Raw genomic sequence first — 21,751 nt, 5'->3', positions numbered from 1 at the left:
GATGCCGCGTTTTCAGTTATCACCGCTCAACCGTCGCCGCTTCGCCCGCTTCCGGGCCAACCGCCGAGGCTGGTGGTCATTGCATGTGTTCATGGTGCTGTTCGTACTCAGCCTGGGCGCCGAGTTCATCGCCAACGACAAACCGCTGCTGCTGAGCCATCAGGATGAACTCTACTTCCCGGTCTTCAAGCGCTACGCGGAAACCGAGTTCGGTGGCGAGTTTCCCATCGAGGCCGACTACCGCAGCCCCTATGTACGGGAACTGATCGAGGACGCTGGCGGCTGGATGCTATGGCCACCGATCCCCTATCACTACGACACCATCAACTATGACCTGCAGGTGCCCGCCCCCGCGCCGCCCTCGGCGGACAACTGGCTGGGCACCGACGATCAGGCGCGGGATGTGATGTCGCGGGTCATCTACGGCTTTCGCATCTCGGTGCTGTTCGCCCTGACCCTGACCATTCTCAGCTCGATCATCGGCGTCATCGCCGGCGCAGTGCAAGGCTTCTACGGGGGGCGCATCGACCTGTTCGGCCAACGCTTCATCGAAGTCTGGTCGGGTCTGCCGGTGCTCTATCTGCTGATCATCCTGGCCAGCTTCGTGCAGCCGAACTTCTGGTGGCTGCTGGGCATCATGCTGCTGTTCTCCTGGATGGCGCTGGTCGACGTGGTGCGCGCCGAGTTCCTGCGCGGGCGCAACCTGGAATACGTGCGCGCCGCCCGCGCCTTGGGCGCCGGTAACGGCACCATCATGTTCCGGCATATCCTGCCCAACGCCATGGTCGCCACCCTGACCTTCTTCCCGTTCATTCTTACCGGCGGGGTGATTACCCTGACGTCGCTGGACTTTCTCGGCTTCGGCCTGCCACCCGGATCGCCGTCGCTGGGCGAGCTGATTGCCCAGGGCAAGGCCAACCTGCAAGCGCCCTGGCTGGGCCTGACCGCCTTCGTGGTGTTGTCAGTGATGCTGTCGCTGCTGGTGTTCATCGGCGAAGCCCTGCGCGATGCCTTCGACCCGAGGAAATGACATGACCGAACAGCCATTGATACGGATCGACAATCTCAGCGTGGCCTTTGCCAGCGAGAAGCAGGAAATCCAGGCCGTGCGCGGCGTCAGTTTCGATATCCGCCCGGGTGAAACCCTGGCCCTGGTAGGCGAAAGCGGCTCGGGCAAGTCGGTGACTGCCCATTCCATCCTGCGCTTGCTGCCCTACCCCCAGGCACGGCATCCGAGCGGCCGCGTCCTGTACCAGGACGAAGACCTGCTCAGCGCGCCGGAAAAGCAACTGCGCAAGGTGCGCGGCAACCGCATCTCGATGATCTTCCAGGAGCCGATGAGCTCACTGAACCCGTTGCACACGGTGGAGCGGCAGATCAACGAGGTATTGTTCCTGCACAAGGGGCTGGACAAGCAGGCTGCCCGCGCGCGCACCCTCGAACTGCTTGACCTCGTGGGCATTCCCGATCCGGCCCAACGCCTGAAGAGTTATCCCCACGAGCTCTCCGGCGGCCAGCGCCAGCGGGTAATGATCGCCATGGCGCTGGCCAACGAGCCGGAACTGCTGATCGCCGACGAGCCGACCACCGCACTTGATGTCACGGTGCAGCTGAAGATTCTCGAGTTACTCCAGTCCCTGCAGCAGAAATTGGGCATGGCCCTGCTGCTGATCAGTCACGACCTGAACCTGGTGCGTAAAATAGCCCACCGGGTATGTGTCATGTATCAGGGTCAGGTCGTCGAAGAGAATGATTGTGCGGAACTCTTCACCCGGCCGCAGCATGAATATACCCGGCAGTTGCTGGCTGCAGACCCGTCGGGCGAGCCGGTACCGGCCGATCCGGCGGCGCCGTTGGTGATGCGGGCCGAGCAGCTGCGGGTGTGGTTTCCGATCCGCCAGGGCGTGTTCAAGCGCACCGTGGATCATGTGAAGGCAGTGACCGATGCCAGTTTCAGCCTGCAGCGCGGACAGACCCTGGGTATCGTCGGTGAAAGCGGCTCGGGCAAGACCACGCTGGGCATGGCATTGTTGCGGCTCACTGAAAGCCAAGGGCTGATAGAATGCAACGGCCAGCGGCTGGATGGGCTCGATCAGCGGGCGGTGCGACCGGTGCGGCGGCAGTTCCAGGTGGTGTTTCAGGACCCCTTCGGCAGTCTGAGTCCGCGCATGTCGATTGCGCAGATCATCAGCGAGGGATTGGAGATCCACCGTATCGGCACGCCGCAGGAGCGCGAGCAGATGGTGATCCAGGCCATGCAGGAAGTCGGCCTGGACCCGGACGCCCGGCACCGCTATCCCCATGAGTTCTCGGGGGGGCAGCGCCAGCGCATCGCCATCGCTAGGGCGCTGGTGTTGAAGCCGTCGCTGATATTGCTGGATGAACCGACCTCGGCACTGGACCGCACGGTGCAGAGCCAGGTGGTCGAACTGCTGCGTGAACTGCAGCGCAAGCACAATCTGAGTTATCTGTTCATAAGCCACGACCTGGCGGTGGTCAGGGCCCTCAGTCATCAGCTGATGGTCATACGCCAGGGTGAAATCGTAGAACAGGGACCGGCCGAGCGAATCTTCGCCTCGCCGCAGCATGACTATACCCGTCAGCTGTTGGAGGCGGCCTTCGCCCACCCGGTATCCGATAAGTCGGCCTCGGTTTGAGGCCCTTTGCAAAACAGGAAAAGAACATGGGATTTCTAAGCGGAAAACGCGTACTCATCGTTGGTGTTGCCAGCAAACTGTCCATCGCGTCGGGTATTGCCGCGGCCATGCACCGCGAAGGTGCTGAGCTGGCCTTCACCTACCAGAACGACAAGCTCAAGGGCCGCGTCGAAGGTTTCGCCAGCGACTGGGGTTCCAGTGCGGACATGTGCTTCCCCTGTGACGTGGCCGATGATGCCCAGATCGAGCAGGTGTTCGCCGAGCTGAGCAAGAAATGGCCCGATGGTATCGACTGTATCGTGCACTCGGTGGGCTTTGCCCCTGGCGACCAGCTGGATGGCGACTTCACCGAAGCAACCACCCGTGATGGCTACAAGATTGCCCACGACATCAGCGCCTACAGCTTCATCGCGCTGGCCAAGGGCGGCCGTGAGCTGCTGAAAAAGCGCAACGGCAACCTGCTGACCCTGACCTACCTGGGCGCCGTACGCACCATGCCCAACTACAACGTCATGGGCATGGCCAAAGCCAGCCTGGAAGCCGGCGTGCGCTACCTGGCCAACAGCCTGGGCGAGGACGGCATCCGCGTCAACGCCATCTCCGCTGGCCCGATCCGTACCCTGGCTGCCTCGGGCATCAAGAGCTTCCGCAAGATGCTGGCGTACAACGAAGCCCGCACCCCGCTGCGTCGTAACGTGACCATCGAAGAAGTCGGCAATGCCGGTGCCTTCCTGTGCTCGGACCTGGCCTCCGGCATCTCTGGTGAGATCCTGTACGTGGACGGTGGTTTCAACATCACTGCCATGGGCAGCGTCGACCAGGAATAAGCGGTACTTGCAGCCGCCAGACGGCGGCTGCAAGCGTCTGTAGCGCTCACCCTAGCCCAGGGTGGCGTTATCCATCACAAAGCGGTACTTCACATCCCCCCGGATCATGCGCTCGTAGGCTTCATTGACCTCATCGGCGCGGATCATCTCGATATCCGACACGATGCCGTACTTCGTCGTCTGAATGGCAGCCTTACAGAAACAAGCGGATTTGATTCGCCTGTGTGGTCTTCATGAATCCTTGAGGTTTTTCATCAATGATTCGGGCCGGTCACCGATTGGATCACCGGATCGTCCAGATCCCAGCCACCGCCGATGATTGCCGCCAGTTGCAGCGTAGCCGCCAATCTCTCCGCATGAATGTCCACCGCCACTCGCCGGGTACTCAAGGTAATGTTCTGCGCCGTGGCCACTTCGAGGAAGGAGACCTGCCCCGCACGATAGCGGTTGGTGATCACCCGTTCGTTTTCCAGGGCCAGTTGCAGCAGCGCATCCTGCTGCTCGGTTTTCTCCGCAAGGATCTGCAGCGTGGCCAGCGCATCTTCCAGTTCCTGCAGGCTGTCGAGCACGGTCTGACGGTAGAAAGCCGCCTGTTCATCATAGCGTGCGATAGCGATGTCCCGGGTTGCCGCACGCTGCCCACCATCGAACAGCGTCTGGGCCAGGCTCGGCCCCAATGACCAGACCCTGGCCGGAGCGTCGAACAATCCGCTGAAGCTGCCGCTCTGCACGCCGCCCCACACATCCAAGGTCAAGTCCGGCAGCCAGGCGGTCTGGGCTACGCCGATCTGGGCGTTGGCTGCGGCGACCAGGCGCTCGGCGGCGATCACATCCGGACGCCGGGCAATCAATACGGCAGGCAGGCTTTGCGGCAAGGCGGGGATGGCCGGCAGGCGCTCCCCCTCCTCTTGTAGATCCAGTTTGGCCGGTGCGATCCCCAGCAGGGCGGCCAGGGCATTCTGTTCCCGGGCACGAGCAGCCTGCAGATCATACATCTCGGTACGCAGCGACTGGCGTTGGGTCTCGGCCTGGATCACATCGGCCCGGGAGACGATGCCGGCGTCATACTGGTTGCGCGTCAGGGTCGCGGAGCGGTCATATGCCACCATGGTCTCGTTGAGAATATCCTGCTGACGATCCAGCGCACGCAGATTGACGTAAGCGCCGGCCGCGGCCACCTGGATGGCAAGCCGGGCCGCGGCCAGGTCGGCGGCGCTGGCCTGCAGGCTGGCCTGATCCGCCTCGATCCCCCGCCGCACCCGTCCCCAGAGGTCCGGGGCCCAGCCGATCTGCAGGCGGGCATCGTATTGCTCGGTAGCGGATCGCCCGGTGTCCCCACTGCCACCGCTACGGCTGCCGCCTACCGTGGCGCCTACCTCGGGGCTCAGACCGCCGCGGGCCAGCCGCCACTGGGCCTCGGCGGCGCGGAAGCGGGCCTCGGCCTGGGCCAGGGTCTGGTTCGCCTGGGTGCTGCGCTCAACCAGCGCCGTCAGGGTGTCATCCTCGAAAGCCAGCCACCAGTTGCCACTGGCCGCCCAGCTTTGCGCCGGCATCGGCTGCCAGCCCTCCTGGTGCCGAATGGTGGCGGTGTCCACGGTCTCGGGCTGGATGTAGTCCGGCCCCACAGTACAGGCAGACAACAGAACGGCAAGCAGGGTTATGGACAGCGGCAGTATTTTCATGGCGATGGATTCATTGAGTCGGCCGGTTGCTCCCGGTGCCGCAGCACGCGCTGGCGCAAGCGCTCCAGGTATAGATAGATGACGGGTGTGGTGTACAGGGTCAGCAATTGGCTGACCGCCAGACCGCCGATAATGGTGATGCCCAGCGGCCGACGCATCTCGGCCCCCTCGCCAAAGCCCAGCACCAGCGGCACAGCGCCGAGCAGGCCGGCGAGGTTGGTCATCAGGATCGGGCGCAGCCGCAGGACGGCAGCACGGCGGATCGCCGCCTGGGGTGGCAGACCATCACGGCGCTGGGCGTCCAGGGCGAAGTCGATCATCATGATGGCATTCTTCATCACCACGCCGATGAGCAGGAACAGCCCCAGCAGCGCGATCAGGCTGAAATTCGTGCCGCTCAGATTCAGTGCCAGCAGCGCACCGACTCCGGCTGAGGGCAGGGTCGAGAGGATCGTCAGCGGATGCAGGGTGCTTTCGTACAACACTCCCAGCACCAGATAGACCGCCAGCACTACCCACAGCAACAGCCAGGGCTGGTTCAGATTGACGCTGAAATCCGGCCGCCCGGACGAGGCCGGCACCGTATGCACACTGGTCGGCAGCATGATCTCACCGAGCAATCGGTCAATGGCCTGCTCCGCCTCATAGGCCGTTACGCCCGGGGCCAAAGCATAACCGACACCCACCGAGGCAAACTGCCCATCATGCCGTACCCGATCGCTGGCCATGCCGTAATCCCAGCTGGCGAAAGCGGACAGCGGAACTCGGGTGCCAGCATTGGTGATCACTTCGATCTGAGCCAATACCGCCGGGTCTTCGGTATAGCGCGGGTCGAGTTCCATCACCACCCGATACTGATTCAGTTCATCGTACAGCGTCGCTACCTGGCGTTGGGAGAAGGAGTTATTGAGGACCGAGGCAATGGTCGCCATGTCAACGCCAAGGCGGCGAGCGGCCTCACGATCAATATCGAGCATTACCTGGCGAGTCTCTTCACCGCCCGCGGCGTCAACATCCACCAGTTCAGGCAACTCCTGCATGCCTTCGGACACCCGTTGCGACCATATTTTCAGGTCCTCCAGGGAATCGGAGCGCAATACCACTTCGTGTTCGCTGCGGCGAAACGGTGAGCCGAGATAGATATCCTGGTCCACCATAAGGAACATAATGGCACCGGGAATCTGCGGCGGGTTCTGCCGCAGCCGCTCGATCACCTGTTGGGCAGACACGCCCCGCTCTTCCAGGGGTTTGAGATTGATCGACAGTTGGGCATTGGTGGTGCCACTGGCGCCGCCGCTGGTCCCGGTAAGATCCTGCACCGCCGGGTCAGCCAGAATGAACTGCCGGTAGGCCTCGATCTTTGGCTGCATGACGCGGAATGAGAAACCGTCATCGCCCCGCACGAAGCCGCGGATCTGGCCGGTGTCCTGCTGCGGCAGGGTTTCCTTGGTAATGTTCACATACAGCCAGGCATTGCTGGCGATCACCGCCGCCAGGGCCAACAGGATCAGCACGCCGTGGCGCAACGCCCAATCGAGGGTGTTCTGGTAGCCCTCACGCAAATCGCTGAACAGGCTTTCGCTGTACCGCGCCACCACCCCGGGGGTCTGCTCGGCCCGGCTTTTCAACCACAGCGCGCAGAGGCTCGGGGTCAGGGTCAGGGACACCAAGAGTGAAATGAGCATGGCCGCAGCCAAGGTAATGGAGAATTCGCGGAACAGCCGCTCAACTATCCCACCCATGAACAGAATGGAGACGAATACCACCACCAGCGCCACGTTCATCGCCAACAGGGTAAAGCCCACTTCGCCGGTGCCCTTCAACGCGGCCTGGAACGGCGTCAGGCCATTTTCGATATGCCGCTCGACGTTCTCCAGCACCACGATGGCATCGTCCACCACCAATCCCGCAGCGACGATCAGCGCCATCAATGACAGGTTGTTGAGGGAAAAACCATAGAAATACATCACCACGAAACTACCGACCAGCGATACCGGCAGCGCCACCGAGGGGATCAGCGCGGTACGCGCGCTGCCGAGAAACAGCCAGACCACCAGCACCACCAGCAGCGAGGCCAGCACCAGGGTGAACTGGGCCTCGTTGAGCGTGGAGCGGATGACCGGTGAGCGGTCCATCACCACCGCCAATTCACTGTCGGTGGGCATCAGCGCCTGGAGTTGCGGCAGTTGCTCATGGATGGCATCAATGGTACGCACGATGTTGGCACCGCTCTGGCGGCTGACCATCAGGATCACCGCCGGCCGGTGATTGTGAAAACCGCTGGTGTAGCGGTTTTCCACCGAGTCGGTGACCGTGGCCAGATCGCCCAGCCGCACCACGGCACCGTCCTGATGGCGGATTACCAGCTCCCGATACTGCTCGGCGGTGCGCAGCGAATCGCTGATGCCCACCCGCCAGCGATGCTCGTCATCCTCAACGAAACCCAGCGGATACAAGGCTGTGCTCTGGGTGATGGCGCTACGCACCTCATCCAGGGCGATACCGTTGTGCAGCAGGGCGCCCGGGTCCAGCTGTACCCGCACCGCTGGCAGCGAGGCACCGGTAACGTTCACCTCCCCCACCCCGCTGATCTGCGCCAGTTTCTGCGCGAGGATGGTGGAGGCCGCATCATAGAGATCGCTGGAGTCCAGATTGGCCGAACTGAGCGCCAACGCCATGATTGGCGCCTGGGATGGGTTGATCTTGCGGTACTCGGGGTTGCCAGGCATACCAGCGGGCAGCTCGCCGCGGACGGTGTTGATGGCAGCCTGCACCTCCCGCGCCGCCTCATCGATATTCCGGTCCAGCTCGAACTGCAACATGATCTGGGTGGAACCCTGGTTGCTGCTGGAGGTAATGGCAACCACCCCGGAAATACTGCCCAGCGCGCGCTCCAGCGGCGTAGCGACGGTGGTGGCCATGCTTTCCGGGCTGGCGCCCGGCAGACTGGCACTGACCGTGATCACCGGGAAGTCCACCTCCGGCAGCGGTGCCACCGGCAGCAATCGCCAGGTCAGCAGACCACAGGCCAGGAAGGCCAGAGCCAGCAGACAGCTGGCGATGGGACGGCTGATGAACAGACGTGCGGGATTCATCAGCCCTGACTCGCCACGTCCGCACCCGCCGGGTTGCGGCGCCGGCTCAGCCGGTCAAAGAACAGATAGACCACCGGTGTGGTGAACAGGGTCAGCACCTGGCTGACCAGCAAACCACCGACCATTACCAGCCCCAGCGGCTGGCGCAGCTCGGCGCCCGAGCCGCTGGCCAACATCAATGGCACCGCACCGAACAGCGCCGCCAGGGTAGTCATCAGAATCGGCCGGAAACGCAGCATCGCTGCACGGTGAATCGCCTGCCGTGGCGTCATGCCCTGGTTGCGTTGGGCCTCGAGAGCGAAGTCCACCATCATGATGCCGTTCTTCTTCACCAGGCCGATCAACAACACCACCCCGACTACCGCGATCATATCCAGCGCCCGGCCACTGACCAGCAGCGCCAACAGCGCACCGACGGTTGCCGATGGCAGCGTGGACAGAATGGTGATCGGGTGGATGGTGCTCTCATAGAGCACGCCCAGCACGATGTACATGGTCAGCACCGCCGCCAGGATCAACCACAGGGTGTTGGCCAGCGAGGCCTGGAACGCTTCGGCGGCACCCTGGAAGCGGGTTTCGATCTCCGCCGGCAGGCCCAGTTCCTGCTCCACCTGCTGGATCGCCGCTACCGCCTGGCCAAGCGATGAACCCGCGCCCAGATTGAACGACACCGTAGCCACCGGGAACTGTCCCTGATGGTTGACCATCAGCGGCGTGGCCCGCTGGTGCAGCCGCGCCACTGTAGCCAGGGGAGCCTGACCGCCCGAGGCGGTAGGCACGTAGATGCTGCGCAGCGCCTCCGGCCCCTGAGCTAGCGCCGGGTCCATCTCCAGCACCACCCGATACTGGTTGGCCTGGGTGAACAGCGTGGAGATCTGCCGCTGGCCGAAGGCGTTCTGCAGTACCTCGGCGATAGTCGATACACTCACGCCGAGGCGTGCCGCCGCGTCGCGGTCAATTTCCAGGTAGAGTTCCTGGCCGCGCTGCTGCAGGTCGGACGCCACGTCGGCCAGTTCCGGCCGCTGCCCCAAGGCATCCACCATGCGTGGCACCCATTCACCGAGCGTCTCGCTGTCGAGGCTGGTGAGGGTGAACTGGTACTGGGTGCGGGCCACCCGGTCCTCAATGCTCAGTTCCTGCACCGGCTGGAACCACGCCTGGATACCTTCCACCTCAGCCGCCCGCTGGCGCAGCCGCTCGATGACGGTAAACACCGTTTCGCTGCGTTCACTGTGCGGCGGCAGATTGATGAACATGCGCCCGCTGTTGAGGCTGGTGTTGGTACCATCCACGCCGATGAAGGATGACAGGCTGACCACGCCGGTGCCGTCCAGCAGGGCTGCGGCCAGGGCCTGCTGCCGCTCGCCCATGGCGCCGAAGGAGATATCCTGTGGCGCTTCGGTCACCACCTGGATCACGCCGCTGTCCTGCACCGGAAAGAAATCCTTGGGCACCGCAAGATACAGCAGCGCCGTCAGCGCGACCGTCGCCACCATCACCAACAGCATCAGCGGCTGACGGTTCAGTGCCCAGTCCAGCCACTCGCCATAGCGGCGGATAGTCCGGCTCATCAGCCCCGCCCCCTCAGCTGGCTCATCATGGGTCAGCGGCTCGCGCAGCATGCGCGCACACATCATCGGCGTCAGAGTCAGGGATACCACCAGCGAGATGGCAATGGCCACCGCCAGGGTCACCGCAAACTCATGGAACAACCGGCCCACCAGATCGCCCATGAACAACAACGGAATCAAGACCGCGATCAGCGACAGGGTCAACGAGACCAGGGTGAAGCCAATCTCCGCTGCCCCCTTGAGCGCCGCCTCCATTGGCGAAGCGCCCTTCTCCCGGTGCCGCGCAACGTTCTCCAGCATGACGATGGCATCGTCCACCACGAAGCCGGTGGCGATGGTCAGCGCCATCAGCGTCAGGTTGTTGATGGAAAAGTCCATCAGGTACATGAAACCGAAGGTGCCGATCAGGGACAACGGCACGGCAATGCTGGGAATGATGGTGGCGGGGATACTGCGCAAGAAGGCGAAGGTCACCAGCACCACCAGGAATATCGCGAACAGCAATTCATGCTGCACATCGCGTATCGACGCGCGGATGCTCTGAGTGCGGTCGGTGAGCATGGTCACATCCACCGCTGCGGGCAGGGTTGCCGTCAACTGCGGCAATAGCGCCTGCACCCGATCCGCTACCTCGATGACGTTGGCGCCGGGCTGGCGCTGCACGTTGAGCAACACCGCCGGCTGGGTATCGGCCCAGGCCGCAAGAAAGCGATCCTCGGCTCCATCGATGATCGTGGCCACGTCACCCAGGCGCAGCGCGGCGCCATCCTGCCAGGCCAGAATCAGCTCGCGGTAGTCCTCAACCGAACGGATCTGGTCGTTGGCATCCAGCATCGTGGTGCGGTGGGGGCCGTCAAAGCTGCCCTTGGGCTGGTTGACGTTGGTGGCGTCGATAGCGACGCGCACATCGTCCAGACTGAGACCGCGGGCGGCCAGCGCCCCGGGATTGGCTTGCACCCGCAGCGCCGGTCGCTGGCCGCCAGCCAGGCTGACCATACCTACCCCTGATAGCTGGGCGAGTTTCTGGGCCATGCGGGTATCGACCAGATCATGAATCTGCGGCAACGGCATCGCATCGGACGTGATGGCCAGGGTAAGAATGGGCGCGTCGGCCGGGTTGACCTTGCGGTAGATCGGCGGCGCCGGCAGATCATTGGGCAGCAGGCTGTCAGCGGTATTGATCGCCGCCTGCACCTCCTGCTCCGCCACTCCGAGATCCACTGCCAGACCGAACTGCAGAGTAATCACCGAGGCACCAGCGGAACTGGTAGAAGACATCTGCTCGAGCCCGGGGATCTGTCCCAGATGCCGCTCCAGCGGCGCGGTAATGGTCCGTGCGGTAACCTTGGGCCCCGCACCGGGCTGGAAGGTGAATACCTGAATGATCGGGTAGTCCACCTGGGGCAGCGCCGCAACCGGCAACATCCGCCAGGCGATGATGCCGCTAATCAGAAAGGCCAGCATCAGTAATGAAGTGGCAACCGGGCGCAGGATGAAGGGGCGCGACAGGTTGTTCATCTATCGCTGCCCCCGGCCTGTGGCAGAGGCTTCAGGGCGATCAGACACCTCATCAGCCAGCAGCCTCGTCGGTAATCACCACTTCGCGGCCATCGCGCAGCCGGTCGAGCCCTTCCAGCACCACCAACTCCTGTTCCTCCAGCCCCTCGGTTACCGCCACCCTACCGTCAGCAGTGGCGCCCAGCTTGACCAGCCGGGTATAGGCCTTGCTTTCTTCCGCATTGATCACGTAGACATAGGTTCCTCTGGAACCGAACTGCACGGCATCCGAGGGGATGGTGATTACCGAAGGCAATGTCTGCAACCGCAGGCGGACATTGACGAACTGGTTGGGGAACAGCTCGTCATCGCCATTCTCGAACAATGCCTTGACCCGCAACGTGCCGGTGGCGATATCGATCTGGTTATCCATGGTATGCAGTTGGCCACGGGCCAGCACCTGCTGTTCATTGCGGTCCAGCGCCTGCACGGCCAGCGCTTCGCCGCTGCTGACGGCCCGACGCAGCGCCGGCACATCCGGTTCCGGCACGGTGAACTCCACAGCTATCGGGCGCATCTGGGTGATACTGACCAGCCCCTCGGTGTCGCTGCTGCTCACCAGGTTGCCAGCATCTACGCGGCGCAGGCCCAGCTTGCCGGCGATGGGTGCCTCGATCCGGGTCCAGGACAACTGCAGCCGGGCATCCTCGACCTGAGCCGCATTGGCCTTGAGCGTGCCACGAAGCTCCTCTACCAATGCCCGCTGGCTGGTCAGTTGCTGGCGAGCAATGGAATCCTGCTCGTACAGCCCCTCATACAACTCCAGATCCGCCTGGGCGTTGGCCAGTTGCGCCTGATTTTGCTGAGCCAGACCTTCGGCCTGGGCCAACTGGGCCCGATAAGGCGCCGGATCGATCTCGGCCAGCAAGGTGCCCTGCTCCACCTCGGCACCTTCAGTAAACAGCACCCGGGTAAGCTCCCCGTCAACCCGACTGCGCACCGTGACCGAATTGAGCGGGGTAACGGTGCCGATGGATCTGATCTGCACATCGAGGCTGCCGCGCTGCACAGGGACGACCCGCACCGGAGTCGGCTGGTTCCACGCGCTGCGCTGGGGTAAGGGTGCCGAGGGTGGATTCCTGGCCAGCAGGTAGCCAATTCCGATCAGTATCAACAGCAATATCAGGATGCCGATCAGGCGCTTGTGACGAACGGACAATGACGGAGAATCGGTCATGGAAAAGCACAAACCCAGGATGAGAGGAAACGGAGGCCCAGCGCCGCAATAGCGACAAGTCAATAATGGCGGGCAAGCGGAGCAGCGGCAACAGTAAATGATCGATATGCCACCTGCAAACGATTCTATTTATCGAAATAAGACCAACAATCACGCCCACGGCCACAAAAAAACCGCATGCCCAGGGACATGCGGTTTCTTATCGAGCAGCATCACTGCGAATCAGAAACGCTCGATATCAGCCTGGTCCTGCAGCTGTTGCTGGACGCCAGCGAAGTCCTGCTCACCGGTCTGGCCAGCGATGTAGTCGCCATACATGGGCGAATCGGCTTCAGCCAGCGCTTCCTCGGGGATCGAGACACCACGCAGTTCGACGATCCACTGGCTACCGTCAGGCTGACGGAAGTGTGCATACTCCGGTGTAGAGCCGGGTTTCGACATAGTGAAGACGTTACGCAGCAGCGCCTGAGTAACATCCCGATCGGAACGGCTTATGGCTTCATGCACCTGCCACTCATTACCCAGCTCAGCGGCCAGCGCCTGGGTGTCCAGCTCGCCCTGCTCCAGTTGCGTCACCCATTGCTCTGCTCGTTCAGCCGCCAGCTCGCTGGCTTTGCGGAACTGCAGCAGGTCAGCGATCTCGGCACGCACCTCGTCCAGCGGCCGCTGCTCCGGCTTCAGGTGTTCCTTAACCCGTACCACCGCCACAGTATCAGCATCCAGCTCGATCAATTGGCTATTACGCCGATCAACCAGCACGTCTTCGGCAAAGGCCGCAGCCATGATCCTGGGATTAGCGGTCAGGCCTTCCCCACCGGAGCGCTCCAGCGGGCCGTGGGTTTCGACTTCCACGTTCAGTATCCGCGCGGGCTCGGCCAGGTCTTCGGATTCATAGGCCAGATTCGCCAGCTCCCGCGAAGCCTCGACAAAGCGACGCTCTACCTGCTCGGCCTTGAGCTCCTGCTCCAGCGTCGGACGCATGGACTCCAGCGAAGGTACTTCCGGCGATTGCAGGTCGGTCAGCTTGACCAGATGCACACCGAAACGGCTGCGCACCGGCTCGGACACCTGGTTTTCCTCCAGGGCGAACAGCGCATCGTCGAAGGCTGGATCGAAACTGCCATGTTCGACATAGCCCATATCGCCGCCATTGTTCGACGTACCGGGATCGTCCGATACTTCCTTGGCCAGCGCCGCAAAGTCTTCACCCGCATCGAGCCGCGCCTTGACCGCCGCAGCCTCTTCCAGAACAGCCGCCTCATCGTCGCTTACTTCGAAGAGGATATGCGAAGCGCGACGCTGCTCGGTCAGGTTGCCAACCTCGCGCTGGTACAGGGATTCCAGGGCAGCTTCATCCACCTCGGCGCCCTCGAAGAAGTCGCTGCGCGAGAGTGTCAGGGTTTCCAACACCACTTGTTCCTCAGTGAGGAAATCAGCCTGATTGTCGTTGTAGTACTGCTCCACCTCCGCATCGCTCACCTCGACGCTGGCAGCGTCGGTGTCCAGTTCGATCACCGCAAAGTCACGGCTCTGGTTTTCCAGCCGGGCAAGCATCTGCCGCTCAGCTGGTGTGGCGAAGGATGTGGCCTGATAGGCATTACGCAGCTGCGCGAGCATCAGCTCCTGGCGTACCAGATCGCGGAACGCCATGCGCGAGCTCATACCCATGTTGCGGATCACCACATCGAACCGGTTGGCATCGAATTGGCCATTGGTTTGAAAATCCGGCGTGTTCAACAACATGTGGTCAACCATCTGCTCGGAGATGCGCAGATTCGCATCCTGGGCGCCCTCCAGCAGAACGGCACGCTGGATCAGCCCTTCCAGCACCGATTCACGCAACAGTCGCTCGTCAATCATGTCCGGATCGAACTGTTCGCCCAGTTGCTGCAATTGCTGGGTCAGTTGGCGACGCTGCAGAGAAACAGCCTGTTCGAACTCTGCCGTGCTGATGACGGTGCCGTTGACCTCGGCTGCCTTCTGGTCGTTGCTGGTGAAACGGCTGATGGATTCCCAGCCGGTCATCGCGAAAACCAAAACAATGACGCCTACGATCACTTTCGCGACCCAGCTCTGCGCCTTGTCCCTCATGTTTTGCAGCATCATGCCCCCAAATCTGCTTGTCGGTCGTCTGTGGTATCAGACGACAGAACTGGCGGCCCCGCGGAGCTGCCAGCTCGTCCATATTCTGTACAACAAAAAAAGGCGCACCGGATTGATGCGCCTTTTCGGGAACTGACTGAACCTCTGTGTCTTTCCTGCTGACCAGGAGTCCGAAAGCATGCCGCAACAGGTGTTATGGCGGCATGTCCTGTCAGTTGCGGGACGCTATCAGTTGACGGCGTCCTTGAGTGCTTTACCAGCCTTGAAGCCGGGAATCTTGGCAGCGCTGATTTCAATCGGCTCGCCAGTTTGCGGGTTGCGACCAGTACGGGCAGCGCGCTCTTTGACGGCAAAGGTACCAAAGCCTACCAGAACAACCGAATCACCTTCCTTCAGAGCACCAGTAACGGACTCGATGACGGCGTCCAGAGCACGACCGGCGGCAGCTTTCGGAATATCGGCAGATGCAGCAATGGCATCGATCAATTCAGACTTGTTCACTCTAAGTCCCCTTATACATTTCAGTGAGTTGTTTAGTCGTTATGTAAGCTTGTGGTTCTAGCAACGCTGTAGCCAGTCAGCATACCTGCTTGGGTCGAAGCACGCTTTATATCAAGCGCTCAAAAACCGTGTCAAGGAATGCTTGCCGTTTCGCCAGCATGGCTGATGGGCCAAGCTTCATCGCCTGGACCCAATGCCGGCTAGCTTAACATCAATGAGTGCTGATGCGCCCTTTCGCGTCAGCATTATGAGGCTCTTCCTTGGCGACGATTCCATCCCCTTCTTCCTTCAAGGGCTCCGGCATGTATTGCAGCGCAATCTGCAGCACCTCGTCAATCCATTTTACCGGGATAACCTCAATATCCTCCTTGATATTGTCGGGAATCTCCCTCAGGTCCTTGATATTGTCATGGGGAATCACCACCGTGCGAATGCCGCCACGGTGCGCCGCCAGTAATTTCTCCTTCAGGCCACCGATCGGCAGAACCTGCCCGCGCAGGGTAATCTCACCGGTCATGGCGACATCGGCACGCACCGGAATTCTGCTCAGCGCTGAAACCAGTGCGGTACACATACCGATACCGGCACTGGGGCCATCCTTTGGTGTAGCACCCTCGGGAACGTGGATATGCACGTCGTGCTTCTCGTGGAAGTCGGCACCGATGCCCAGGCTCGCGGCACGGCTGCGTACGACCGTCATCGCCGCGCTGATGGACTCCTGCATCACATCACCCAGCGAACCGGTCTTGATCTGGCGCCCCTTGCCCGGCATGACCGCCGCTTCGATGCTCAGCAGCTCGCCGCCGACCTGGGTCCAGGCCAGCCCGGTCACCTGGCCGATCTGATCCGCCTCCTCGGCCAGGCCGTACTTGAACTTGTGCACGCCCAGGTGCTGCTCCAGCAGCGCGCCATCGACAGTGACGGCCGCCTGAGCGCCCTTCTCCGTCTGCTCACGCACCACCTTGCGGCAGACTTTGGCAATCTGGCGCTCCAGGCCACGCACGCCGGCTTCGCGAGTGTAATAGCGGATCAGATCCCGCAGCGATTCGGTGGTGAAGGTCAGTTCGTCTTTCTTCAGACCATTGTTCTTGATCTGCTTGGACACCAGATAGCGCTGGGCGATATTGATCTTCTCGTCCTCGGTATAACCCGGGATGCGGATCACTTCCATGCGGTCGAGCAGCGGCGCCGGGATATTCATCGAGTTCGAGGTACAGATGAACATGACGTCGGACAGGTCGTAGTCCACTTCCAGATAGTGATCACTGAAGGCGTGGTTCTGTTCCGGGTCCAGCACCTCGAGCAGCGCCGACGAAGGATCGCCGCGCATGTCCTGCCCCATCTTGTCGATTTCATCGAGCAGGAACAGCGGGTTCTTCACTCCCGCCTTGCTCATCTTCTGGATCAGCTTGCCCGGCATCGAGCCAATGTAGGTGCGGCGATGGCCACGGATCTCCGCCTCATCACGCACGCCGCCCAGGGCCATACGTACGAACTTGCGGTTGGTCGCCCGCGCCAGTGATTCACCCAGGGAGGTCTTGCCCACGCCGGGCGGCCCTACCAGGCAGAGCACCGGCCCTTTAAGCTTGCGCACGCGCTTCTGCACCGCCAGATACTCAAGAATCCGTTCCTTGACCTCTTCCAGGCCGTAATGATCGCTTTCCAGGACCTTCTCAGCGTGCTGGAGATCGTGGCGCACGCGGCTGGACTTGGTCCACGGCACGTTACTCAGCCATTCGATATAGGAGCGCACCACAGTGGCCTCGGCGGACATTGGCGACATCATCTTCAGCTTGCCCAGCTCGGCGTTGGCCTTGTCCAGCGCTTCCTTGCTCATGCCTGAGGCGTCGATCTTGCGCTGCAACTCATCCAGCTCGCTGCTGCCCTCGTCGAGACCGCCCATTTCCTTCTGGATGGCCTTCATCTGCTCGTTCAGGTAGTACTCGCGCTGGCTGCGCTCCATCTGCTTCTTGACCCGCCCACGGATACGCTTCTCGACCTGTAGCAGATCGATCTCGGTATCCAGTACGCCCAGCACGTGCTCAACGCGCTGGCGCACCGCGAGAATCTCCAGAATCGCCTGCTTCTGCTCGACCTTGAGGTTGAGCTGCGCTGCCATGGTGTCGACCAGCCGCCGTGGGTCGTCAATGCCGGCCAGCGAGCTGACCGCTTCGGCGGGAATCTTCTTGCCGAGATTGACGAACTGCTCGAACTGGCTCATCAGACTGCGGACCAGTACCTGCGCCTCACGCTCGTCGAGCACATCCTCTTCGAGCAGCGTCACGCTGGCCAGTTGGTAGCCTTCCAGGTCCTCGACATGCTCAACCCGGGCGCGCTGTTCACCTTCCACCAGCACCTTGACGGTGCCGTCGGGCAGTTTCAGCAGCTGCAGTATGGTGGCGACAGTGCCGAGCTCATACAGAGCGTCGCGGGTCGGATCGTCATCGGCTGGGTTGCGCTGAGCCAACAGCAGAACCTGCTTGTCGGCGACCATGGCCGCTTCCAGGGCCTCGATGGATTTGTCGCGGCCCACGAACAGCGGAATGACCATGTTGGGGTACACCACCACGTCACGCAGTGGCAATAACGGAAAATCGCTGAGAGTCGTCATGACTTAGGCTCGCTCGCAGTGGGGTGAAGCCACAGGCCTGCACCCGGATTTGAAAATGTCCATGGGTTCAAGATGAGGGCGCATGGAGCAGATTACAAGATGCAATCACGCCCAAAATCGGGTGGATGCGTATCAATGGACTACAGAAGGGAGCCGCGCCGCCAGAACGGCGGCGCGGGAATCACTCAGTCTTCGGGCATGGCCTTGGGCGGCTGCTCAGCAGACTCGTACATCAACAGCGGTTTGGCATTGCCGTTGATGACATTTTCGTCGATGACCACCTTGCTCACGTGCTCGGCCGACGGGATCTCGTACATGGTATCCAGCAGCACGCTTTCCAGGATCGAGCGCAGGCCACGGGCGCCGGTCTTGCGCGTCAAGGCCCGTTGCGCGATCGCCTTGAGCGCGTCGGTACGGAACTCGAGCTCCACGTCTTCCATTTCGAACAGCCGACCGTACTGCTTGGTCAGCGAGTTCTTCGGTTCCGTGAGAATCTGGATCAGCGCGTCTTCGTCCAGCTCGGTCAGGGTTGCGATCACCGGCAGACGGCCGACAAACTCGGGAATCAGGCCGAAACGCACCAGATCCTCCGGCTCGACTTCCAAGAGGGTGTCACCCACCTTCTTGCCGCCATCCTTGCTGCGCACGCTGGCATTGAAGCCGATGCCGCTCTTCTCCGAGCGGTCCCGGATAACCTTCTCCAGACCGGCAAAGGCACCGCCGCAGATGAACAGGATATTGCGCGTATCAACCTGCAGGAATTCCTGCTGCGGATGCTTGCGGCCACCCTGCGGCGGCACCGACGCCACGGTGCCCTCGATCAGCTTGAGCAATGCCTGCTGCACACCCTCACCCGATACATCCCGAGTGATCGACGGGTTGTCCGATTTGCGGGAGATCTTGTCGATCTCGTCGATGTAGACGATACCCATCTGGGCTTTTTCCACATCGTAATCGCACTTCTGCAACAGCTTCTGAATGATGTTCTCGACATCCTCACCGACATAACCGGCTTCGGTCAGCGTCGTTGCGTCGGCAATGGTGAAGGGCACATTCAGCAGGCGCGCCAGGGTTTCAGCCAGCAGAGTCTTGCCGGAACCGGTGGGGCCGATGACCAGAATGTTGCTCTTGCCCAGCTCGACTTCATCCTTGCCGTCACGCTGATGCAGTCGCTTGTAATGGTTGTATACCGCAACCGACAGTACTTTCTTGGCCTGTTGCTGGCCGATCACGTACTGATCGAGGATGCCGCAGATTTCCATGGGCGATGGCAGCTTCTGTTCGCCGCTGTCGCTCTGGCTTTCCTGCACTTCTTCCCGAATGATGTCGTTACACAGATCGACACACTCGTCACAAATAAATACGGAGGGGCCGGCAATCAGCTTGCGCACTTCATGCTGGCTTTTGCCACAGAAGGAGCAATACAGCAGCTTGCCGTTGTCATCACCCTTCCCAGTCATATCTGTCATCTAAAACCCCTGCTTGCAGATCAATCTTGTAACAAAGATGGGGGCTGCCACGCCTCTTTGCAAGTGCAATCCGATCACCCGCACCGGCACGCCGGTCAGGCAGGCTGAACATGGAAAGGCCCGGACGTATTGCCCGGGCCGTTAAACGGTGCGTCAGCCGTTACTCGGCAACGGGACGGCTTTCCAGCATCTGGTCGATCAGACCATATTCCACCGCCTCGGCGGCGCTCATGAAGCGGTCACGATCGGTGTCGCGGGCAATCACATCCAGCGGCTGGCCGGTATGATGGGCCAGCACCTTGTTCAGGCGTTCGCGGATATAGAGGATCTCACGGGCATGGATTTCGATATCCGATGCCTGCCCCTGGAAGCCACCGAGCGGCTGGTGGATCATTACCCGCGAATGGGGCAGCGCAAACCGCTTGCCTTCGGCACCGCCGGCCAGCAGGAAGGCACCCATGCTGCAGGCCTGACCGATGCACAGCGTGCTGACGTTTGGCTTGATGAACTGCATGGTGTCATAGATCGCCATGCCCGCCGTCACCGATCCGCCTGGCGAGTTGATATACAGGTGAATGTCCTTGTCGGGGTTTTCCGACTCGAGAAACAGCAGCTGAGCCACCACCAGGTTGGCCATGTAGTCTTCGACCTGACCGACCAGGAAGATCACCCGCTCCTTGAGCAGACGCGAATAGATGTCGTAGGAACGTTCGCCCCGTGCCGACTGCTCGACAACCATGGGCACCAGACCGCCCGCGGCCTGAATTTCCGGCGGTAAACCGGTATAGCTGTTATGAATCATGCTCTGGTGTCACTCCGATTTAGCCTGTCGCGTAAAACCCCGAGCCCATGCCGCAGCCGTTTTCGGGGTTTCCATAAGCATTGAGCCAGCCCGAAGGCTGGCTCAGTGTGCTGCGCAAGATCAATGACGAAAATTATTCGTCAGAGCTGCTTTCCGCTTCGTCGTCTTCAACCTGATCAGGCTGAGCCGGCTTGACGGCATCTTCGTAGGCAACCTGCTTGTCGGTCACCTTGGCCTTCTGCAACACAGTATCCACGACTTGCTCTTCCAGCACAACAGACTGGATTTCGGCAAGCTGCTGCTCGTTCTGCATGTACCAGTTCACCACCTGCTCCGGCTCCTGATAGGCGGAGGCCAGGTCTTCGACCATGGCACGTACACGATCGCTGTCCGGTTTGATGTCGTTCTGCTTGACGATTTCAGCAACGATCAGACCGAGGGATACACGGCGCTTGGCCTGTTCTTCGAACAGTTCTGCCGGCAGCTGGCTCGGGTCGATATTGGCACCACCGAACTGCTGAACAGCCTGCTCGCGCAGACGATCGATCTCGCTGCTGATCAGCGCCTTGGGCACGTCGATTTCGTTGGTCTTCAGCAGACCGTCCATGACCTGATTCTTGGTCTTGGTCTTGATCGCCTGGCGCAGCTCGCGCTCCATGTTCTTGCGCACTTCGGTGCGGAAGCCTTCGATGCCGCCTTCTTCAACGCCGAAACGGGCGAAGAACTCGTCATTCAGCTCGGGCAGCTCGGCAGCAGCCACTTCGTGGACGACGATTTCGAACTCGGCAGCCTTGTTGGCCAGATCCAGGTTCTGGTAGTCCTCAGGGAAGGTGACGCTGATAGTGCGAGTCTCGCCAGCCTTGGCGCCGACCAGGCCGTCTTCGAAGCCCGGGATCATGCGGCCGGAGCCCAGTACCAGCTTGGTGTTGCTGGCGGTACCGCCCTGGAAGGCTTCGCCATCGATGCGACCAGTGAAGTCGATGGTCAGCTGGTCGCCGTCTTCGGCAGCGCGTTCCACAGCGGCATAGCCGGTGTGCTGCTTGCGCAGGATTTCCAGCATGTTTTCCAGATCGGCGTCGGTCACTTCGGAATCGATGCGCTCGACTTCGATGTCGGCGAAATCGCCCAGAGTCACTTCGGGGTATACCTCGAAGGTGGCGATGTATTCGAAGTCCTTGCCTTCGTCCAGCGACTTGGGCTCAACGCTCGGCGCGCGGCGGGGTTCAGTTTTTCCTGAACGATGGCTTCATAAAAGGAAGACTGAATCACTTCACCGATGACTTCCTGACGTGCAGATGCACCAAAGCGCTTGCGAATCACGCTCATCGGCACCTTGCCCGGACGGAAACCATCAACACGTGCACGGCCAGCGGTCTGCTGCAGGCGCTTGTTGACTTCGTTTTCGATGCGCTCGGCAGGGATGCCAACAGTCATGCGGCGCTCAAGGCCGGAGATGGTTTCAACCGAAACTTGCATGTAGAGTCCTCGTTGAACAGACAATGATGAATGAATAAAAGGCGGACATTCTAGTCGCTTGTGCAACAGAAGTCATCCTTGCCGGCGCGCTCTTCTTTCCCTGCCTTCGCAAACGGTTGGGTGGCGCGCGGCCTGACCGGGCAGCATACGCCGCCGCCGGGCAATCGACCACCTGTCGGGTCACAAAATTATCACCTGGCCCCGGTTTCGTTACCACTCAACC

General features: G+C 61.3%; 12 protein-coding genes and 2 pseudogenes. 3 read left to right on the top strand and 11 right to left on the bottom strand.

Annotation, left to right across the window (positions count from 1 at the left end; genetic code table 11):
* Position 1: 1 nt before the first annotated feature.
* The 3 genes from QAO71_RS07330 to fabI are packed head-to-tail and all read left to right on the top strand — an operon-like array spanning position 2 to position 3,484.
* The gene (locus QAO71_RS07330; RefSeq protein ID WP_036992324.1) at positions 2-1,030 is read left to right on the top strand and encodes an ABC transporter permease; all 1,029 of its coding nucleotides are present in this window, start codon (positions 2-4) and stop codon (positions 1,028-1,030) included.
* A 1-nt stretch (position 1,031) separates the two neighbouring features.
* Complete coding sequence (locus QAO71_RS07325; protein ID WP_036992325.1) at positions 1,032-2,657, top strand: ABC transporter ATP-binding protein; 1,626 nt, start codon at positions 1,032-1,034, stop codon at positions 2,655-2,657.
* Positions 2,658-2,683: 26 nt separating this feature from the next.
* A complete protein-coding gene (gene fabI / locus QAO71_RS07320; protein ID WP_036992326.1) occupies positions 2,684-3,484 on the top strand; it encodes an enoyl-ACP reductase FabI in 801 nt (266 codons plus the stop codon).
* A 51-nt stretch (positions 3,485-3,535) separates the two neighbouring features.
* Here fabI and QAO71_RS07315 read toward each other — a convergent pair.
* The 11 genes and pseudogenes from QAO71_RS07315 to tig all read right to left on the bottom strand — a co-directional run.
* Positions 3,536-3,658 (bottom strand): annotated as a pseudogene (locus QAO71_RS07315) (NAD(P)-dependent alcohol dehydrogenase); the annotation flags it as partial.
* 80 nt (positions 3,659-3,738) lie between these two features.
* The gene (locus tag QAO71_RS07310; RefSeq protein ID WP_051611288.1) at positions 3,739-5,166 is read right to left on the bottom strand and encodes an efflux transporter outer membrane subunit; all 1,428 of its coding nucleotides are present in this window, start codon (positions 5,164-5,166) and stop codon (positions 3,739-3,741) included.
* Positions 5,163-8,261 (bottom strand): efflux RND transporter permease subunit, encoded by a 3,099-nt coding sequence (locus tag QAO71_RS07305; RefSeq protein WP_136869874.1) that lies wholly within the window; start codon positions 8,259-8,261, stop codon positions 5,163-5,165. The genes QAO71_RS07310 and QAO71_RS07305 overlap by 4 nt, the downstream gene beginning before the upstream one ends.
* Positions 8,261-11,350, bottom strand: a complete 3,090-nt coding sequence (locus QAO71_RS07300) for a multidrug efflux RND transporter permease subunit (RefSeq protein ID WP_280165581.1) — start codon at positions 11,348-11,350, stop codon at positions 8,261-8,263. Before QAO71_RS07300 ends, QAO71_RS07305 begins: the two co-directional genes overlap by 1 nt.
* Before the next feature lie 52 nt (positions 11,351-11,402).
* Positions 11,403-12,566, bottom strand: coding sequence for an efflux RND transporter periplasmic adaptor subunit (locus QAO71_RS07295; RefSeq protein WP_280165580.1), 1,164 nt, complete (start codon positions 12,564-12,566; stop codon positions 11,403-11,405).
* Positions 12,567-12,788: 222 nt separating this feature from the next.
* On the bottom strand, positions 12,789-14,672 hold the full coding sequence (locus QAO71_RS07290) for a SurA N-terminal domain-containing protein (protein ID WP_051611291.1): 1,884 nt from the start codon (positions 14,670-14,672) through the stop codon (positions 12,789-12,791).
* A gap of 225 nt (positions 14,673-14,897) precedes the next feature.
* Positions 14,898-15,170 (bottom strand): nucleoid-associated protein HU-beta, encoded by a 273-nt coding sequence (gene hupB / locus QAO71_RS07285; protein WP_036992334.1) that lies wholly within the window; start codon positions 15,168-15,170, stop codon positions 14,898-14,900.
* 211 nt (positions 15,171-15,381) lie between these two features.
* Positions 15,382-17,781 (bottom strand): endopeptidase La, encoded by a 2,400-nt coding sequence (lon, locus tag QAO71_RS07280; RefSeq protein ID WP_280165579.1) that lies wholly within the window; start codon positions 17,779-17,781, stop codon positions 15,382-15,384.
* Between the two features lie 185 nt (positions 17,782-17,966).
* On the bottom strand, positions 17,967-19,250 hold the full coding sequence (clpX, locus tag QAO71_RS07275) for an ATP-dependent Clp protease ATP-binding subunit ClpX (RefSeq protein ID WP_036992337.1): 1,284 nt from the start codon (positions 19,248-19,250) through the stop codon (positions 17,967-17,969).
* 160 nt (positions 19,251-19,410) lie between these two features.
* Positions 19,411-20,052 carry an ATP-dependent Clp endopeptidase proteolytic subunit ClpP gene (clpP, locus tag QAO71_RS07270; RefSeq protein WP_036992338.1) on the bottom strand — a complete coding sequence of 214 codons (642 nt, stop codon included), beginning with the start codon at positions 20,050-20,052 and terminating at the stop codon, positions 19,411-19,413.
* A gap of 133 nt (positions 20,053-20,185) precedes the next feature.
* Positions 20,186-21,528: pseudogene (tig, locus tag QAO71_RS07265) on the bottom strand (trigger factor).
* Positions 21,529-21,751: the final 223 nt, after the last annotated feature.

This window comes from Halopseudomonas sp. SMJS2, assembly GCF_029866945.1.
Classification (GTDB): domain Bacteria; phylum Pseudomonadota; class Gammaproteobacteria; order Pseudomonadales; family Pseudomonadaceae; genus Halopseudomonas; species Halopseudomonas bauzanensis.
This window is presented reverse-complemented; position numbering and strand designations above follow the sequence as displayed.

Bases quoted from the DNA above. Each gene is read 5' to 3' on its own strand.
- QAO71_RS07330 (WP_036992324.1), top strand. From the start codon at position 2: ATGCCGCGTTTTCAGTTATCACCGCTCAACCGTCGCCGCTTCGCCCGC.
- QAO71_RS07325 (WP_036992325.1), top strand. From the start codon at position 1,032: ATGACCGAACAGCCATTGATACGGATCGACAATCTCAGCGTGGCCTTT.
- fabI (WP_036992326.1), top strand. From the start codon at position 2,684: ATGGGATTTCTAAGCGGAAAACGCGTACTCATCGTTGGTGTTGCCAGC.
- QAO71_RS07310 (WP_051611288.1), bottom strand. From the start codon at position 5,166: ATGAAAATACTGCCGCTGTCCATAACCCTGCTTGCCGTTCTGTTGTCT.
- QAO71_RS07305 (WP_136869874.1), bottom strand. From the start codon at position 8,261: ATGAATCCCGCACGTCTGTTCATCAGCCGTCCCATCGCCAGCTGTCTG.
- QAO71_RS07300 (WP_280165581.1), bottom strand. From the start codon at position 11,350: ATGAACAACCTGTCGCGCCCCTTCATCCTGCGCCCGGTTGCCACTTCA.
- QAO71_RS07295 (WP_280165580.1), bottom strand. From the start codon at position 12,566: ATGACCGATTCTCCGTCATTGTCCGTTCGTCACAAGCGCCTGATCGGC.
- QAO71_RS07290 (WP_051611291.1), bottom strand. From the start codon at position 14,672: ATGATGCTGCAAAACATGAGGGACAAGGCGCAGAGCTGGGTCGCGAAA.
- lon (WP_280165579.1), bottom strand. From the start codon at position 17,781: ATGACGACTCTCAGCGATTTTCCGTTATTGCCACTGCGTGACGTGGTG.
- clpX (WP_036992337.1), bottom strand. From the start codon at position 19,250: ATGACAGATATGACTGGGAAGGGTGATGACAACGGCAAGCTGCTGTAT.
- clpP (WP_036992338.1), bottom strand. From the start codon at position 20,052: ATGATTCATAACAGCTATACCGGTTTACCGCCGGAAATTCAGGCCGCG.